The 17,775-nt window shown below is 62.5% G+C and carries 13 protein-coding genes and 1 pseudogene; 3 read left to right on the forward strand and 11 right to left on the reverse strand.

Translation table 11 applies throughout. The features are described from left to right. Positions 1–5: 5 nt before the first annotated feature. A complete protein-coding gene (locus RWK44_RS16065) occupies positions 6–905 on the reverse strand; it encodes a GNAT family N-acetyltransferase (protein WP_131639921.1) in 900 nt (299 codons plus the stop codon). Continuing rightward, positions 905–1,375 (reverse strand): dUTP diphosphatase, encoded by a 471-nt coding sequence (gene dut / locus RWK44_RS16070; protein WP_131662926.1) that lies wholly within the window; start codon positions 1,373–1,375, stop codon positions 905–907. The genes RWK44_RS16065 and dut overlap by 1 nt, the downstream gene beginning before the upstream one ends. Positions 1,376–1,466: 91 nt before the next feature. On the opposite strand from dut, the gene RWK44_RS16075 reads away from it, so the two are divergent. Continuing rightward, on the forward strand, positions 1,467–3,050 hold the full coding sequence (locus RWK44_RS16075; RefSeq protein WP_011650148.1) for a peptide chain release factor 3: 1,584 nt from the start codon (positions 1,467–1,469) through the stop codon (positions 3,048–3,050). Positions 3,051–3,139: 89 nt separating this feature from the next. Here the strand turns inward: RWK44_RS16075 and RWK44_RS16080 are convergent, their stop codons facing one another. From RWK44_RS16080 to RWK44_RS16095, 4 genes are all read right to left on the reverse strand, one after another. Then, positions 3,140–4,474 (reverse strand): HlyD family type I secretion periplasmic adaptor subunit, encoded by a 1,335-nt coding sequence (locus RWK44_RS16080; RefSeq protein WP_131639919.1) that lies wholly within the window; start codon positions 4,472–4,474, stop codon positions 3,140–3,142. 20 nt (positions 4,475–4,494) lie between these two features. Then, positions 4,495–6,219: a type I secretion system permease/ATPase gene (locus RWK44_RS16085; RefSeq protein WP_131663100.1), complete on the reverse strand. Its 1,725-nt coding sequence runs from the start codon at positions 6,217–6,219 to the stop codon at positions 4,495–4,497. 81 nt (positions 6,220–6,300) lie between these two features. Then, a complete protein-coding gene (locus RWK44_RS16090) occupies positions 6,301–9,846 on the reverse strand; it encodes a DUF5801 repeats-in-toxin domain-containing protein (protein ID WP_316029093.1) in 3,546 nt (1,181 codons plus the stop codon). 697 nt (positions 9,847–10,543) lie between these two features. After that, positions 10,544–11,434, reverse strand: coding sequence for a LysR substrate-binding domain-containing protein (locus RWK44_RS16095; protein WP_168337744.1), 891 nt, complete (start codon positions 11,432–11,434; stop codon positions 10,544–10,546). Positions 11,435–11,548: 114 nt separating this feature from the next. Here RWK44_RS16095 and RWK44_RS16100 point away from each other — a divergent pair, with 114 nt between their 5' ends. Beyond that, the gene (locus tag RWK44_RS16100; RefSeq protein ID WP_131662929.1) at positions 11,549–12,256 is read left to right on the forward strand and encodes a glutathione S-transferase family protein; all 708 of its coding nucleotides are present in this window, start codon (positions 11,549–11,551) and stop codon (positions 12,254–12,256) included. 47 nt (positions 12,257–12,303) lie between these two features. Here the strand turns inward: RWK44_RS16100 and RWK44_RS16105 are convergent, their stop codons facing one another. Next, the gene (locus RWK44_RS16105) at positions 12,304–12,690 is read right to left on the reverse strand and encodes a RidA family protein (protein WP_131662930.1); all 387 of its coding nucleotides are present in this window, start codon (positions 12,688–12,690) and stop codon (positions 12,304–12,306) included. Between the two features lie 27 nt (positions 12,691–12,717). Between RWK44_RS16105 and RWK44_RS16110 the strand changes: the two are divergent. Next, a pseudogene (locus RWK44_RS16110) lies at positions 12,718–13,298 on the forward strand (Lrp/AsnC family transcriptional regulator). Positions 13,299–13,324: 26 nt separating this feature from the next. Here the strand turns inward: RWK44_RS16110 and RWK44_RS16115 are convergent. The 4 genes from RWK44_RS16115 to RWK44_RS16130 all read right to left on the reverse strand — a co-directional run bounded on the left by RWK44_RS16115 (position 13,325) and on the right by RWK44_RS16130 (position 17,366). Beyond that, positions 13,325–13,726 carry a GFA family protein gene (locus RWK44_RS16115; RefSeq protein WP_168283960.1) on the reverse strand — a complete coding sequence of 134 codons (402 nt, stop codon included), beginning with the start codon at positions 13,724–13,726 and terminating at the stop codon, positions 13,325–13,327. A 39-nt stretch (positions 13,727–13,765) separates the two neighbouring features. Continuing rightward, complete coding sequence (locus tag RWK44_RS16120) at positions 13,766–15,298, reverse strand: S10 family peptidase (RefSeq protein ID WP_131662933.1); 1,533 nt, start codon at positions 15,296–15,298, stop codon at positions 13,766–13,768. A gap of 101 nt (positions 15,299–15,399) precedes the next feature. Next, positions 15,400–16,692: a CynX/NimT family MFS transporter gene (locus RWK44_RS16125; RefSeq protein ID WP_316029094.1), complete on the reverse strand. Its 1,293-nt coding sequence runs from the start codon at positions 16,690–16,692 to the stop codon at positions 15,400–15,402. Further along, positions 16,689–17,366: a FadR/GntR family transcriptional regulator gene (locus tag RWK44_RS16130; RefSeq protein WP_020052595.1), complete on the reverse strand. Its 678-nt coding sequence runs from the start codon at positions 17,364–17,366 to the stop codon at positions 16,689–16,691. The genes RWK44_RS16125 and RWK44_RS16130 overlap by 4 nt, the downstream gene beginning before the upstream one ends. Positions 17,367–17,775: the final 409 nt, after the last annotated feature.

Genomic DNA, 17,775 nt, shown 5'->3' on the forward strand with positions numbered 1-17,775 from the left:
AGGATCTAGAATTCCGCCATCGGCGACAGCATCGCCGGAAAACCCGGTGTGACATCGCCGAGCCCGCGCAGCATCAGCCTCGTGCCGCTTTCCAACGGTTGCGGAACACCCTCCCAGCCGAGCTTGTCGGGACGGAAGAGCACCTCGACGGAGGCGGGCGCGATCTTAAGCCCGCTAAGGATCGCTGCAAGCGACGGCATATCAGCCGCCACGACGTCGAGAAGGCTGAAGCGGCCCGCCTCATCGATCTTCCAGGCGATCACCGCCTGTTTGTCTTCGAGGAAGCTGATGCGGACATCGGGATCGAGCTGGGTGTTGATCAGAAACATCGCCGTGTTCACTGTGACCGCCAGCGACGTCGAAACAGGGCTTCGTCCTTTCAGCAGCGATTGCAGCAGGGCAAGATCATCCGCGTTTGTCGGCAAAAGCAGCCGGGCCGGTGCGGCGGAAGACGAAGGGGCGGGTGCCGCTCCCTCGTATCGGTGCAGCGGTATCGCGCGGAAACCGTAGGCTTCGTAGAGCGACGGCTTGTCTGTGTAGAGGATGACGGCCTCAAAACCCTGCTTCTCGCACCAGTCGAGCGCTTTCACCGTGACGTCGCGATAGAGGCCGCGGCCGCGCCATGGCGGCCGCACCGCGCCGGATTGCAGCCCGGCGGCATGGGCGATCCTGCCATTGAGGACGAAGGGCAACGCAAAGGCTGAAATATTGGCCGCAAGTTCGCCTTCGGCATCAAACCAGCCGAACGGCATGCTGGTGGGGTCCGGTCCGCCAAGCTGCTGCAGCGGCCCGATATCGATGCCGAAAATATCGCTGAGCAGGCAGACCAGGGCCGCCCAGCCGGCGGGGTCACCAAAATAATCCTGCCGGAAGGTCAGGCCGGCGCTGTCCAGGCGCTGTGCCATCAGACGCCGGTGGAGCCGAAGCCGCCTGCGCCGCGCACCGTTTCGCTCGCCGCGGTGATCTCGGCCACCCGCGCCTGGGTGACCGGCGCGATCACCATCTGGGCGATGCGCATGCCGCGTGAGATGACGAAGGGCTCCTCGCCGAGATTGACCAGCAGCACCTTCACTTCGCCGCGATAGTCGCTGTCGACGGTGCCCGGTGAATTCAGGCAGGTGATGCCGTTTTTAAAGGCCAGGCCGGAGCGTGGCCGCACCTGACCCTCGAAACCTTCGGGGATCTCGAAGATGAAGCCGGTCGGCACCAGCGCCCGCTTGCCGGGCAGAAGCGTCAGCGGTGCTGTCTCGTCGACGGCAGCACGCAGGTCCAAACCGGCCGCTCCCTTGCTTTCATAGGCGGGCAGGTCGAGGCCTTCGCCATTGGCTAAGCGGATCAGGTTCAGCGTCGGGCGCGTATCGTGATGAATGGTCATGGCCCATTACTTTGCGCCCGCAGCCCCGAGGTCAATTGCAAAGCCGGGCTTTAGTCGCTAGATACGCGGCAATTCCACAGGATTCACAAGTATGGCCGAAAGTCTCGCCGAGGCGGTCTCCCGCCGCCGCACATTCGCTATTATCGCCCACCCGGACGCGGGTAAGACGACGCTCACCGAAAAGCTGCTGCTGTTCGGCGGCGCCATTCAGCTTGCCGGCGAAGTCAAGGCGAAGAAGGATCGCATGCAGACGCGTTCCGACTGGATGAAGATCGAGCGCGAACGCGGCATCTCCGTCGTCACCTCGGTGATGACCTTCGAATATAACGATAATGTCTTCAACATCCTCGACACGCCGGGTCACGAGGATTTCGCCGACGACACCTATCGCACGCTGACGGCCGTCGACGCCGCCGTCATGGTCATCGATGCCGCCAAAGGCATCGAGCCGCGCACGCTGAAGCTCTTCGAAGTCTGCCGCATGCGCGATATCCCGATCATCACCTTCATCAACAAGATGGACCGCGAAAGCCGCGATCCCTTCGAGATCCTCGACGAGGTGGAAGAGAAGCTGGCGCTGGATACGGCGCCGATCACCTGGCCGATCGGCCGCTCGAAGACCTTTTGCGGCTCGTACAATATCGCCGCCAACACGGTGCGCGGTTCGGATACCGAAATCGAGGGAACGCCGGTCAATGGCCCGCAAAGCGTGGCCGGTAGGCTGCCGGAAAACGAGCGCCAGGTCTTCGTCGAGGAGACCGAGTTGGCGATCGAGGCCTGCCGTCCGTTCGACCGTCAGGCCTTCCTGGAAGGCCATATGACGCCTGTCTTTTTCGGCTCGGCGCTGCGCAATTACGGCGTTCGCGATCTCATCAACGCGCTCGGCGATTTTGCGCCGCCGCCGCGTGACCAGGTCGCCGATACCAGGACCGTGCATGCGACCGACGACAAGATGACCGCCTTCGTCTTCAAGATCCAGGCGAACATGGACCCCAATCACCGCGACCGCATCGCCTTTGCCCGCATCTGCTCCGGCAAGCTCGAGCGCGGCATGAAGGCAAGGCTTGCCCGCACCGGCAAACAGCTCGGCCTGACGGCGCCGCAATTCTTCTTCGCCTCGCAGCGCCAGCTCGCCGACACCGCCTATGCCGGCGACGTCGTCGGCATTCCGAACCACGGGACACTCCGGATCGGCGATACGCTGACCGAAGGTGAATCGTTGGTCTTCCAGGGCGTGCCGAACTTCTCGCCGGAAATCCTGCGCCGCGTGCGTCTGGAAGACGCGATGAAGGCGAAGAAGCTCAAGGAAGCCCTGCAGCAGATGGCCGAAGAAGGCGTCGTCCAGCTGTTTTCGCCGGAAGACGGCTCGCCGGCCATCGTCGGCGTTGTCGGCGCCCTGCAGCTCGACGTCCTGAAGGAGCGGCTGATGGCCGAATACGGCCTGCCGGTCTCCTTCGAAATGTCGCGTTTCTCGGTCTGCCGCTGGATCTCGGCCGAGCAGCCGGCCGATCTCGAGAAATTCCTCACCGTCAAACGCGGCGATATCGCCCGCGATCTCGACGGCGATCCGGTCTTCCTCGCCCAGGACGGCTTTTCGCTGCGTTACGAGTCCGAGCGCCATCCGGCGATCAAGATGGTCGCGATCAAGGAATATCACGCCGCCAAGGCGGCGTGATCGGTCGACCGGGAAGCGGTCGTGGGGCGTTGATATTTGTATGTCAGCAAGCCCGGTCAGATATAGAGAAGCTCATTTGCTGCCTACGGCTATTTTTCCCGCAGTGCTCGGCGGAAGTTCTGCGTGATTGGCTCAGCCAGATATGAAAGCACGGTGCGAGCACCCATCCGGATCATCGTTTCGCTCGACATGCCGGGCATCAGCTTGCGGCCCTCCAGCTTGGCGAGTTCGCTCTTGTCGATCACCACGGTCGCGGCGAAATAAGGTGCACCGCTGCGCTCCTCCGTCATCCGGTCAGCCGATACGACCTCCACGACGCCGTCGAGCGGCGGGAGGCTGTAGCGGGCGAAGGCCGGGAAACTGACGCGCGCGAGCTGCCCAGGGGCGATCGTCTCGACGTCCTCCGGCCTGACCATGGCCTCGACCACGAGTTGCTGTCCGAGCGGCACGACGGTCATCAGTGTCTCGCCGGGTTTTACGACACCACCCGCCGTGTGGACCTTCAGGTCCATGACGATGCCGTCAACGGGGGCGACGACATTGGTACGGGCAAGCACGTCCTTGGCGGAACGCTCCTCCTGTCTGAGGTCGAACAACTCCGCCTCGACCTTGCTCAACTCTTCGACAGCCTCGTTGAGCCGCACCGTGCCGAGGTTCAAGATCTGCATGTCGATCTCGGCCATGGCGCTTTTGGCGCGAGCGATGGCCGCAACGTTGGTGGCGCGCTCCCCCTCGATCTCCCGCTGTTGTCGCCTGAGCATCAGGTTCCGCTCGCGCGTGACCAGCCCACGCTTGATCAGGCTTTCAAGGTCTTTGGTTTCGCCCTCGAGTGCTTCGATCTGCTTGTCCTCGGTGACGATAAGCCCCTCCAGTCCCGTTATCTCTTCCTCGGTCTGGTGACGGCGCTGGCTGAGAATTTCCCGCTCGTCCTTCAGGTTGTCGTGCTTCGCGGCGAACACGTCACGCTGTGAGGCCACCGCGTCCTTTGCGGCTTTGTCGCGGTTTGCGAGCAATGCCGGATCAAACTCGATCTCGGCCTTGCCGTCACGCTCAGCCCTGAGACGAGCGGCAAGCGACTCACGCGTTGCTATCCGGTTCTGGATCAGGTCAAGCCTCGCCTTTGCCGGTGTGTTGTCGAGCTGGATGAGGACCTTGCCCGCCTTGACGATATCACCGTTGGCGGCGTGCAGCTCTGCGATGATGCCGCCCTCGAGGTGCTGGATGAGCTTGCGGTCGCCGGCAACCTTGATCACGCCCGGTGCCACGGCGGCGCTATCCAATGGTGCAAGCGTCGCCCAGCCCCCCGCCATGCCGAAGAACAGGAACATGATCGCGAAGCCGGTGAACGTCACGCCGGTGAGACGCAGGGGGACCGGTGCGGCGGGCGGCGAAACGGGTAGCGGAACGACCTTCATATCCTGCATGTCTGTTTTCTTTTCCTGGCTTATTTCGCCACTATGGTCGGCATCTGGCTAACCTTGCGGGCGCGCGCGGCGAGCTCATTGAAGACATAGTCGCGTGGACCGAAGAGGTCCTGTTGGCCCCGGTTGAGGATCAATATCTTGTCAACCGTCTCCATGATGTTCGGTCGGTGCGCGATCAGGATGACAGTCGTGCCTGTCGCCTTGACCGTGCTGAGCGCGGCGATCAATGCCTCCTCACCCTCGCGGTCGAGGTTGGAATTGGGCTCGTCCAGGATAATGAGGGCCGGGTCGCCGTAGAGTGCTCGCGCCAACCCGATGCGTTGGCGCTGTCCGCCTGATAGGACCGCGCCGGATTCGCCGATCTCTGTGAGGTAACCTTTCGGCAGTCCTTTGATCAGTTCGTGAACTCCCGCCAGCTGTGCGGCCTTGACCACCTTGTCGAAGACCACTGGGCTGAGCTTTGCGAAGCGGCAGATGTTTTCGGAGACGGTACCGGCGAAGAGCTCGATGTCTTGCGGCAGGTAACCGACATAATGGCCACGATCTTCCGCCGCCCATTGGGCAACGTCCATGCCATCAAGCAACGCGCGCCCTCCAGATGGACGCCAGGCACCGGCCAGTATTCGCGCCAGGCTGGTCTTGCCGGCCGCGCTCGGGCCAATCAGCGCCATTGCTTCACCCGGCTCTAGGTGGAAGTTGATCCCTTTCAGGATAGGCTCGCCGCCCTGTCGGGCAAGCACAAGGTTCTCGGCCTCAAACCTGCCTTTCGGTCGTGGGAGTGGCAGAACCGGTGTGGTCTCCGGATGCTGCCCGGCGACTGCGGCGAGGCGCCGGTAGGCGGCGCGTGCTCCGACTGTCGCCTTCCATGTGCCGATCGCTTGCTCGACCGGGGACAATGCGCGGCCCATCAGGATCGAGGCGGAGATCATGATCCCGGGGGAAGCTTCGTTGCGAAGGACGAGATAAGCCCCAAGGCCCAGTATGGCCATTTGCAGGGCCAGCCGGTGACAACGCGCGATGGCAGCGATCACGCCGCCCCGGTTGGCGGCAAGAACTTGTCCCTCATTTGCCTCGTCTTGCTGCGCCTTCCAGCCCACCAGCAACGGCTTCAACATGCCCATAGCCTGGACGACCTCGGCGTTGCGGATCGCCGCCTCAGCCTGGACGTATGCCCGCGACTGTGCGCTTGCGGCCTCGGCCAACGGCTTGCGTGTGAGGTATTCATTGAGCAACGCCAGCGCAAACAGGACGATCCCGCCGCACAGCGCCAACCAACCCAGCCAAGGGTGCATGAAAAATATGGCGCCGAAAAATAGCGGCGCCCAGGGCGCGTCGAGGATCGGGAAGATGCTCGGGCTGGTGAAGAAGTTCCGGACTTGATCAAGGTCTCGCAACGGACGGGCGTTGGCTTGGCCGGGCGCTGAGGCGGCATATTCGACCGATGCGGTCAGGAGAACGGGTGCCAACCGCGCGTTCATCCACGATCCGACGGTTGCCAGAAGACGCCCGCGCACCACCTCCAGAGCCGCCATCGTCGCGAGTGCCGCTGCCGCCATCAGCGACAGCATCACCAACGTCTCCAAGCTGTGGCTGGACAATACGCGGTGGTAGACTTGGAGCATGTAAAACGCCCCGGTCAGCATCAGCACGTTGATGCCACCGCTGAACCAGATCATCGGCCGAATGGCGCGTCTGGCCTCCTTCATCACCACCTGCAGGGCAGGGGGCTGTTGCTTTGGTTTCATCATTATGTCTCGGGTGTACGAGGTTTCACAGCGTGCAAAGAAGTCCGGGGGCAGCCTCGGCTGCCCCCGTTTGGTCACGTGTCAGGCGACGTCAACAAGGATGTGCTGCATCGCTGTCTGATCGCCATCGGCGTCCTCCACCTGGAAGGCGAAGTCGAGGTTGGCGTTCGGCGTCTCGGTCACGGTCGAGGTGAAACCGATGTCGGTGATCTTCAGCACGTCATTATCGGTGGCGTCGAAGTTTACCAGACCGCCGGTCGCATTGCTGCCGCCATTGGCGCCGGTCGCCTTCACCAGGTCGATCGCCGTATTGTTGCCGGTGATTCCGTTGCCGGACTGCATGATCTGCGCCCCCTGCAGTACGTAGTCTTCGCCGGCGGCGTTGTAGTCGTTCTGCTCGACGATCACGAGGCCGTCATTGTTGTCGAGCGTGAACTCGCCGTTGTATGGGGCCGGCACCTGACCTGCCTTGTAGATGTCGGCATTCGACACGTACATGGCCCGGGTGATCGTCGCGTTGTCGTCCGCGGTGCCGGCGATATTGTCGGCGCCGTTCTTGTCGATCAGATTGAGGATCAGCATCAGGTCCTCGCTGTTGCCGATGCCGTCGAACTTGATGGCCATCGTGCCGGCGGTCGCCGTCGGGGTCGTGGCCTCGTTGGCAATGCCGACATTGCTGTTGAAGAACCGCAGCGTCAGCAGTTCGTCTTTCTGGATCGTATCGCCGGCGACACCGTTGGTGCTCTGTGTCGCAGACACCCACGTTGGATTGTTGTTGCTGACCATCTCGTGACCACCGATGGTGAAGGTGGAGTCGGCGGATGACCCCTGCCCATTGTTCGTCAAGCTGAACGGGTTGCCTCTGTTGATCGCGTTGCCCGTGAATTGCACGTAGAAGTCTTCATCGTCAGGTGTGTTCGCGTCATCCGCCTGCAACCGTTCCAGCACGATCTGCGGGTGGCCGGTATTGCCGGTGGGCTCCTTGGATAAGAGCTCGCTGGTGTGGAGCACGTCGAAGCTGAAGCCTTCGAGCGGGTCGGTCAGGTTGACCGTATAAGTGTCGCCGGCCTTGTCGAAGACGAGGGTGCCGCCCGCCGTGCCCGCCTGGACGCCGGCTGCCGGATCCTTGTCATAGGTGAAGGTGAAGTTGAACGTCGCCGAGGTGAGGCTCTCCGACGCCAGCGTCACATTCGAGGTGACGAGATTGCCGCCGCCGCCGCCGGTGATCGTGCCGGTCAGTCCGATCTGGACACCGGTCGTCCCGCCATCCTCGTCGACAAAGTCAGAACCGCCACCGGTGTAGAAAGCCGCCGGGTGGACATCCGCCCCAATATTGTAGCCGAAGGCGCCGCTGGCCAAGGCGTTGAGCACGTTGCCCAGCGTCTCGTTCTGGATGCCTGCGAGAGCCGGGTTACCGTCAAACGGCACCGTGATCGTCGGCCCGTCATCCTGGAAGTAGAGGCTCTGGCCGATATAGCGGGTGGAGGTTGCCTGATCGCCGTCGCCATCGGTGATAGTTGCGGTCAAGGTGATGTCGGAGGCCGCCAGGGTGGTGATGTCGTCCGGGTTGTTGGCATCGGCATGGACGATCGCCCTTGCCTGGTCGAGGGTGATGACGCCGGCAGCGCTGACGCTGACGGTGAAGACGACCGGACCGCCAGCTCCGGCGCGGCCGACCACGCTGCCGCCTTCCAGGAAGAGCAGGACGGATTGGCCGGTTTCGGTATCGGTAAGACCGCTGACATTGTTGTTCGGGTTGATGCCGAGCGCATAGGTGATTCCGTTGCCAATGCCATCGGCCCCCGGGAAGGCGACGAAGTAGGCGCCGAAGTCGGCGCTGACGTTGGTCGTCAGATCGGTATCGTCGACCGTCAGTGGAAACGGGCCGCCTTTTACCCCGATTATCGGCTTGTCATCCTCGAAGTTGAGGCTCTGGCCGATATTGTGGGTGGCTGCGGCGTGATCGCCGTCGCCGTCGGTGATGGTCGCGGTCAGGCTGATGAGGTCGGCGGCCGCCAGAGTGATGCTGTCGTTGGGGTCGCTGGCATCGGCATGGACCACGGCCCGCGCCTGGTCGAGGCTGACGAGGCCGGCAGCGGTGACGCTGACGGTGAAGACGACCGGGCCTCCGGCTCCGGCGCGGCCAACGACACTGCCGCCTTCGACGAAGAGCAGCACGGACTGGCCGGTTGCGGTGTCGGTGAGGCCGCTGACATTGGTGATCTGGCTGATGCCGAGCGCATAGGTGATGGCGCCGCCGTCGGCCCCTGCATTCGAGGTGAAGAAGGTCGCGAAGTCTCCGCTGGCATCGGTGGTCAGGTTGGTCTCGTCGACCGTCAGTACCGGCGGGGTGCCGGTTGCCGTGATCGTCGGCCCGTCGTCGTCGAAGTTGATGAAGGAGCCAACCTCTTCGTTGTAGGCGTTGCTCACCTCACCACCATAATGCACCTCTTTGACATCGAAAAAGTCTTTCTCGGTGTCGATATTCCTGATGGTGAAGCGATCGAATGTTCCGCCAACTCCGCCTGCGGTCGTGAAGTCGATCGTCACGCCCTCGCCGACATCCTCGAGGATCAGTCCGGTGCCGGCCAGATTGACCGTGATGCCGAGCTCAGCGGCTGTTTTTGTCACGCCGTTCAGCTTGAACGTCACGCCGGTGATGTTGATCTCGGCATCGTTGTCGTCAGTGGGGAAGTCAGCGCCTTCAACATTGTCGTCATTATTATAGGCGTGGATCTCGATGTCGGCGACGGTGCTGGTCGGCGTCGACTGCGAGATCGAGAAGCCGGCGGTGGAGACGTTCTCGAGGTGGGTGCCGTAGTCGGGCGCGGTTGGCGTGTTGGTGAAATCCTTGCCGGCGCTCTGGGTGCCGCCGGTGATCAGGTCAATCTGGAGCTCGCGGCCGAAGCGCACGTCTTGCGATGCGACACCCAGGCCTTGGGTGCTGACGTTGACTTCCGCCTGCACGCCATTGTCGTGAGCTGTGACGAGGATCTTCTGGGGGCTGGCTGCGTCGGCGTCGAGAATATACCAGTTGTTATGTCCGGACGGTGCGTCGCCAAGCTGGCTGAAATTGACCACCGAGGTTCCACTGACCGACGCGAACACCTTGTTCGTCAGATCGATGCGGTCGTCGGCATTGGTCGCATCCGTATGGAACAACGGCACGTACTGGACCGTGTACAGGTCCGCAGCGGCGCCACTGCCGATCAGCGCCAGCGAGAAGGCGAGCGGCCCGGTTTCAACGGGCTCGGTGAGCGGGTTAGAGGTACCGATGACGCCGATCACCACGTTTGGACGTGTCGGATCTTGGAACAGCCAGACGTAATTGCCGTCAACGGTGCGAATGCCGCTGTTGACGCCGACCGTGGTGGAAAACGGAGTCCCGGAGGCGTTCTGGGTGAGAACGACCGAGGTGATGGTTTCCCCGGCGCTCGCCGAGGCCACGACGAAATTGCTCTGGTAGGCGACCTCCGGTGAGGTCAGCCCGCCGGTAACGTCAAGACCTAACAAATATTGCAGCGTGGTATTGGCGTTGTGCGGCGGTGTGGCAGGGTTGATATCGTCGTCGGTCAGACCGGTGGTCTCGTCGATGATGATGTCCTGGGTCGTGATGTCGAGTGCCATGGAGTTTCTCCCTCGGTTTCAATCGCATTGAGAGAAGGGACCAAGTCCGGATGCCGGAATGCACCCGCTTAGTCTACCTCCTTGCGCATTGATTTTAAGGCGCTCAATGACGACTATTGATTCGCCGATCGAGAGCGCTGGTCATTCTCGGTTGGAAGGTATTAGGACTAAAGTCCGTAACTACGCTAAGACTAAAGTCCATACGCATAGCTGAATAATAACAACTCTGAAGTTAATTACGCAAATGTGCAAGACAGAGTTGGTAAAATTCAGAAAAGGCCGTTGAATACTATATCGACCTATCGCGTCCGTGACGCGAATCTCTCCCCAACTCTATCTATACTGCAAATTAACCTAATATGCACTTAGCCAGTTTGAGCTACAGACCGAAGCTGTATCAAACTACATTGGACCCTTCTATTTGTTCGTAGAGGAATACATCGCATTTCATGTTTTACTGAGTGCTGGTGGGAGACCCGGGGCGGGGCGGATAGTCGAACAAACGAGGCGATGGTTGGGATAGGAAGAGGCGAAAGTGGGATTTGAAGCACGAGCGAGCGACGACTTGCAGTCTCGCCGGAAGACGCCTCGCCGGCGATCGTTGGTGCCCTGCAGCTCGAAGTGCGGCTGATGGCCGAATACGGCCTGTCTCCTTCGAAATGTCGCGTTTCACCGTCTGCTGCGCATGGGCGGAGCGTTATCCGCCAAACCGCTCCGCCAGGAAGTCGACGACGGCGCGCACTGCCGGCAGCTGGCCGCGCCGATGCGGCATCAGGATCGTCGTTTCGATGCTGCCGGCCGTCCATTCCGGCAGTACCCGCACCAGCCGCCCGTTGGCCAGCGCTTTGCGGCAGACGGATGTCGGCAGGCAGGTAATGCCGAGCCCCGAGATGGCCATTTCCATCAACACATAAGGCTCATCCGCCGCCATGACGGAATGCAGCGTGACGAGAACCTCGTCGCTGTCCGAATAAAGCCGCCACTGGTCCTCCGTCAGGCTGGTCATGATCGTCGCATGCTGTGCCAGCTCCTCCGGCCGGCGCGGTTGCCCATGGGCACTCACATAATCCGGCGAAGCGAGGATAAAGAAAGGGTGGCTGGCGAGCTTCCGCTGGACCAGCGCCGAATCCGGCAGCGGCGTCCTGTGGCTGCGCAGCGCGATATCGAAACCCTCCTGGACGATATCGACGAAACGGTCCGTCACATGCACGGAGAGCCGGAGCTTCGGATAGCGCACAGCCAGCGCCGGCAGATGCTCAGTCAAGGTAAACTGCGCCGTCGGCACCGATGCGGTCAGGCGAACGCTGCCGGCGGGCTCGGCCAGATGCCGCCGCACAATGCCCTCGGCCATCTCCGCCTCGATGATCGAGGCCTGGGCATGCTGAAAGAATTCCCGGCCGAGCTCGGTCAGCGCGAAGCTTCGCGACGTGCGCTGGATCAGCCGCACGCCAAGCCGTGCCTCCAGTTCTGCAACCCGCTTGCTCACTGTCGATTTCGGAATGCCGAGATGTCTTGCGGCGGCGGTAAAGCCGCCGCTGTCGACGGCCTGCACGAAAAGATGGAGGTCATTGAGGTTGAAAAGCGCCATCGTCAGCTTCCAGATATGTGGACATTGCGATGCATTTATAGCCTCTACCGCAAGATCGTCCACATCCTCACATTGATCGTGTCCAAACGGGTTCAATTCTGAAAGGAACGATTGATGTCACCCATATTGTTTTACGGCGTGCCGGAAGGCTGCTCCTTCGGCTCGATCGTCGCGCTGGAATGGTCCGGCCTGCCTTATCGGCTCTGCCGCGTCGAGATGCCGGAAATAGTCTCCACCGAAGAATATAAGCGGATCAACGCGGTCGGCGAAACGCCGTCGCTGCTGCTCGAAGATGGCAGGACGATCAGCGAAAGCATAGCGATCTTGCACCATATCGGCGCCCGCACGATCGGTAGCGGTCTGGGTTTTGTGCAGGGCTCGGCGGATTTCGATCGGCTGAACCAGATGCTGGCCTTTCTCAATACCACCTTCTTCCAGGCCTTCGGCCCGCTCTGGTACGCGATCGAGCATCCGCTGGAGCCGCAGCAGAAGCAGGCCCTCACGGCCTATGGCATCGCCGCGGTCGAAAAGGCACATCATACGCTGGAGCGTCTGCTCGATGGCCGCGAATGGCTTCTCGGCAATGGCCCAAGCCTGGCGGACGCCTATTTCGTCGGCATCGCCCGCTGGAACGATTTTCACAAGGTGGTCGACCGCCGGCAGTTTCCTGGTCTGCATCGCCTCTATGAGCGCATGCAGCAGGAGCCGGCCGTGCGTTTTGCCCATGCGATCGAGCATCGGCAGGAGGCGAAAAGCAGCGGCGGTTTCCGCGGCGAGGTCGATCTGGCCGAGGCGCTTGGCCGGTTGAGACAGGCGGCCTGATCGTCACAGCCATCGCACCCCTCGGGGTGCGATGGCCAATGTGCCGGTCAGCCGGCAGCGATGATCTCGATCTCGACCAGCCAGTCGTCACGCAGCGTTTCGACGATGATCGCCGTGGTCGGCACAGCGCGGCCGCCAAGCGCCCGAAGACGGGCATTCTGGTTCGCTTCCACAAAGGCGCCGTCGCGGAGATAGCTCGTCAGCCGCACGATATTGTCCACCGTCATATCAGCGGATGTGAGGATGGCGCGCAGATTGGACCAGATGAGGTCCAACTGGCCTTCCAGATCGGCGGCTGCCATTCCCTCTTGATCGAGGCCCATCGTGCCGCTGACGAAGAGCAGCCTGGATGGAAACTTGATCTCCACCGCATGGATGTAATCAGGGCTGGCCGGATACACCCCGCTTGCCGGATTGCGCGCGATCATCTCCATGAAATTTCTCCCGTTCCGAATACTCTGTTGAATAATGGCAGTATCGGCGATTATTCTTCGGCAGAAAGGGGATTTGCGGAATGGCGAAAAATACAGACGATCTTCGGCAGAGACGGCCCCAGCAGCCGGTCATCGATGCCTTCGACCGAAGGATATTAGCCGCGCTCGCCGCCGACAGCAGCCAGAGCTATGCCAGGCTTGGCGAAGTGGTCGGCCTCTCGGCGCCGGCCGTGCATGAGCGTGTGCGCCGACTGAGACAATCCGGCGCCATCAAGGGCGTGCATGCCGCGCTGGATGGCGCAGCCCTCGGCAAGCCGCTGCTTGCCTTCGTGCATGTGGAGGCGGCGGGCTGGGGCAAGAGCGAGCGGCTGATGCAGGTCCTGCAGTTTCCCGAGGTCGAGGAGATGCATTCGGTCGCCGGCGACGCCAGCGTTCTCTTCAAGGTCCGCACCGCCAGCCCGCAGGCCTTGGAAGCTTTTCTCGCCCAGATCCACGCCGTTCCCGGCGTCACCGGCACCCGCAGCCATATCGCCCTATCCACCTATCTCGAGCGTCCGGTACAGGCCGGCGTGACCGATCGCTGGCCGGACATGCCTCGGCCGGAATAAAGGCGGGATGTTAAGCTGACGCCAGCCTAATCCTCGCCCTCGAAGCGCGGAATCGTTTCGATATTCTCCACCCCGGGCAGGGCTGAGCGGCACCATATCTGTTTCTTCGGCGCCAGTTCCCGCCGCTGGTCGATGCTGCCGACGCGGATGCCGATCGCGCCGCCTTCGCGGTCCGTGCGGTAGAGCGGCGATCCGCAATTCGGGCAGAAGAATTGCCGGCTGAGACCACCGCTGTCGCCATATTTTGCATAGGCTCTTGGGTCACCTGACGTGAGCGTGAAACTTCCCGGCCGCGCCGGCGCGGTGATGCGATAGGCCGCGCCCGTCAGCCGCTGGCAATCGGTGCAATGGCAGATCGAGACCCGCTCCGGATCGATCTCCGCCTGATAGCGTATCGCGCCGCAGTGGCATCCTCCGGTAATATGCATCGGCAAGTCCCCAAAGCATGTCGCGCAATGTACAGCGGTTTAGTCCGCCGGCTGAGCGGCCAAATGTGTGGCGTAGAAGGCCTTTGCATCGGCCGTGAAAGCGGCCCGCTGTTCAGCTCTTGTATAGAACATATGGCCACCGCGATAAAGCTTCAGTCCGACACGGCCGCCGGCGAGCGAGGGCGGCAGATGGTCGACCACGTAGCGGCTGACGCCATAAGGCGTCACCAAATCGCTGTAGCCATGTGCGATCAGCAGATGGAAGGCCGGGTTCGCGGCGAGCAGCTGCCGGATGTCGTCGGTGGCGCTGGCCTGGAAGCGCGATCCGCCGCCGCGCCCGCCGCCCCATTCCCAGCGCCGGCTGATATCGCCATCGAGCAGCGAATAGGTCATCTCGGTCCTGAAACCGAGTTCGTTGCGGGCATAGTCGGCGAAAGCCCCGCCATAGGCGCGGGTGAAACCGTCGAGGATGGCGTCGTCGCCGCGATCGTAATCCGATTCCGGATATGGATCGGGTGCTGCAAAGGAGGCGTCGTAAGAGCTCATCACCTCGCCGCTGCCCTCATCTGAATGTTTGACGTAGGAGCTGCCGAGGAAGCCGCGATTGCGGGTGACGATATCCTCGGGAATGCCCGTCAGCCGAGCGATCCTGCCATAGAAGGCGGCGGCCTCGGCACCCGTCGGCGGCGGCCCGGCGAGCGTTGTCAGATAGTCCCCGAGCGCGAAGGTCTCGGCTGCCTTCTGCTTCTCTTCGTCAAAGGCGTTATGCCGGTCGAGTTCGGCTGCGGCGAGCGACGGCAGCTCCAGCGCTGCACCGAGCGGAAACTGATCGGCATTGAACATCAGCTGACCCTCGAGCAAGGGGGAAAGCATCACCGCACCGGCGACGATGATGCCCTGGCTTTCCTGCAGTGCCGAGGCGACCTTGGCGGCGCGAAAGCCGCCATAACTTTCGCCGAGAAGATATTTAGGCGAGTTGGAACGGTTGTTGTGCGCGACATAGAGCGCGATCGCCTTGGCGATGCTCTGGGCGTCGGCACTGACGTTATAATAACTGGTGGCGTCGTCCGCCTTCGCCGTCCGGCTCCAGCCGGTGCCGATCGGATCGATCAGCACGAGATCGGTGAAATCGAGCCAGCTTTGCGGGTTATCGATCAGTTTCGCATTGGCGCCGTCGCGTCCATCCGGCCCGAAGTCGAGCACTTTCGGCCCGACCAGCCCGAGATGCAGGAAGGCGGACGCGGCGCCCGGCCCGCCGTTGAAGGCAAAGGTCAGAGGCCGGTTCTGCCCGCCATCCCTTGCGACATAGGCGGTGTAGAAGATCGCGCCGGTCTGCGCCCCATCCTGGCCGAAGAGATCAAGCGTGCCGGCAGTGGCGGTATAGGCAATCTTCCGGCCGCCGATCGTCAACGCGTGCTCGGTGACGGAGTCGGCCGGCAGCAGTCTCAGCACGCCGTCTCGCGCGACGCTCTGGTCATTCGCCCTCGGTGGATCGCTTTCCTGCGCATGGGAAAGGGCAGGTGCCAGCGACGCCATGAACGCGGCGAGCAGAAACAGGGTTCGTATGCGCAAGATATCTCCTCCGGCGTTGGGAAATGAGAGGCTGAGATAGCGTAGCATCGGCGGCCGACGACCGGCATCAAGAGATGGTGATGGATAGGTGAGCGAAGGGCTCAGCCGTTCCTTTCGACCGCATGGACGTTGATTTCCACCGCCCGGCCGGCCTTCCAGCCGTTGACCGCCGCGCCGAGCCCGAGCGCGACGAAGAGGGCGGCGCACCAGGAAAAGCTGCCGGTCCAGCCGCGGATGAGGCCGACGATGAGCGGGCCGATGGCGGCGAGCAGATAACCGACGCATTGCGCCATGCCGGAAAGATGGGCGGCGACATCGGGATCGCGCGAGCGCAGCACGATCGTCGTCATGGCCGCCGCGATCAGCCCGCCCTGGCCGATGCCCTGCAGCACCGCCCACAGCCAGACCGTCGAAAGCGGCGCGAAGAGCAGGCCGAGCAGGGCGATGACGGCAACGCCGCAGAGGCTCGCATTGATCAGCCGCTGGTCGCGGCCGCGCACGGCGATATGCGGCACGATCAGGCAGGATGCCGCCTGCACCATCACCGACAGCGAAACGATCGCCCCGGCAGTGACGCCGTCGAGCCCGCGTTCGCGCAAGATCGGAACCAACCAGCCGAAGACGCAATAGGCAAGGGCCGATTGCAGCCCCATGAACAGCGTCACCTGCCAGGCGAAACGGTCGCGCCAGAGGCCTTCGACGCGAAAGCCGTTTCGTCTTGCCTGTCTGCCGCTGCGAAGAACCTCAGGCAGCCAGAGCAGGCTGACGATGAGCGCGGGCAGCGCCCAGACGGCGAGGGCGCCCTCGAGAGAGCCGCCGAGTGCGTGCTCGATCGGCAGCGTCAGCCCGGCGGCACTTGCCGCCCCGGCGCAGAGCGCCATCGTATAGAAGCCGGTCATCAGCGCGGCGCGCCCGGCAAAATCCCGCTTCACCAGCCCCGGCAGCAGCACGTTGCCGACGGCGATGCAGGCGCCGGCAAGGGCCGTGCCGATGAAGAGCAGCGGTATGGAGGAAAGCCCGCGCAATGCGGTGCCGAGCGCCAGAAGCAGGAGAACGCCGAGCAGCGTGCGTTCCGTGCCGAAGCGCTGGGCAAGACGAGGCGCAAGCGGCGAGAAGGCGCCGAGGCAGACGACCGGAAGCGTCGTCAGCAGGCTGGCGCCCAGCGCGCTCAGGCCGAGCTCCGAGCGGATTTCCGGCAGCAGCGCCGAGGCGCTGGAGAAGACCGGGCGCAGGTTGAAGGCGATCAGCACCAGACTTGCACCAAGCAGGAAACGACCCGCAACTCCCCGGACCGGCGTTGCCTGCGGCGGCGGAAGGCTGCCGGCCTCGGCGTCTACAAGCAGTTCGTCGGCCGCCTCGAGCGTGCTGACGGCATGGTTGGCAGGCGTGTTCATGACAGGATCATCCGCTCGAGCGCGGCAAGAACCGGCGCCATGAAGCGCCGCACCGCCGCATCCGCCTTGTCGGGATCGCCGGTTTCGATGGCGTCGACGATATCGGCATGCGCCTGCATATCGGGTTCCGGAATGTCCTTGCCGAGCGTCGCCGCGATGGTGTCGGCGATCGAGGCCGAGAAGAAATCGTAGATCTCGATCATCGCCCGGTTGCCCGAAGCGGCGATGATGGCCTTGTGAAAGGCAAGGTCGCGTTCGATGAAGGCGGCTTGGTTGCCGCCGTCGTAATTGCCGCGTTCGGCAAGCAGCCTGCGAAGCCCGGCAACCGTCTCCGGCGTCTTGCGGATCGCCGTCAGCCGCGCGGCCTCGACGTCGAGCGCCAGGCGCGCCTCGAACTGGTCGCGCAGGCTGGCGCGCCGCGCCATCGTCAGCGGCCGGCCGGCATCGCTGGTCGCGCGGACATAGGTGCCCGAACCCTGCCTTGTTTCGAGATAACCCTGGGAGACGAGGACCCGCACCGCCTCGCGCACCGTGCCGCGGCTGATGGACAGCATGGCCGACAGCGAGGCTTCATTCGGCAATTTCTCGCCGACCGCCCAGCGTTTGCCGAGAATGTCGCCGCGGATCGCCTCGATCGCCTCATCGGCGAGATTGGTCTTGCTGAGCGCTCGCATCTCACTACTCATAAAGTCATCAGATGACTTTATGAGTAGTGAGATTTCGATCTTCCGTCAACGCCTGGCATCAAGACAATGAAGACATCAAGACAATAAAAAAGGGCCGCCTCGGCGACCCTTTCCATGAGTTTGGCCTCAAACTGGCCTGGACTGTCTAGGCAGCCCCAGGAAGGCGGGGATTAGAGCGAGGGCTGCCTCGCCTTCGTCACCTCTTCCATGCCCGTTACGAGGTCCGAAATCTCATTAGACATTGGATCACCTTCCTTTCGTTCTGTTGCTGATGGCTTAAAGTTAGGCCGATTCTTTCGAGATGCAAGCAAAAATGCACGCATGCACTGATTAGAGGAATACGGGTGTTCACGAGAGAACACAGTTATTTGCCGAATTTGAAGAGGCTAAACGTCAA

The sequence above is a fragment of the Rhizobium sp. 25PS6 genome (assembly GCF_032464655.1).
In the GTDB taxonomy this organism is placed as follows: domain Bacteria; phylum Pseudomonadota; class Alphaproteobacteria; order Rhizobiales; family Rhizobiaceae; genus Rhizobium; species Rhizobium laguerreae.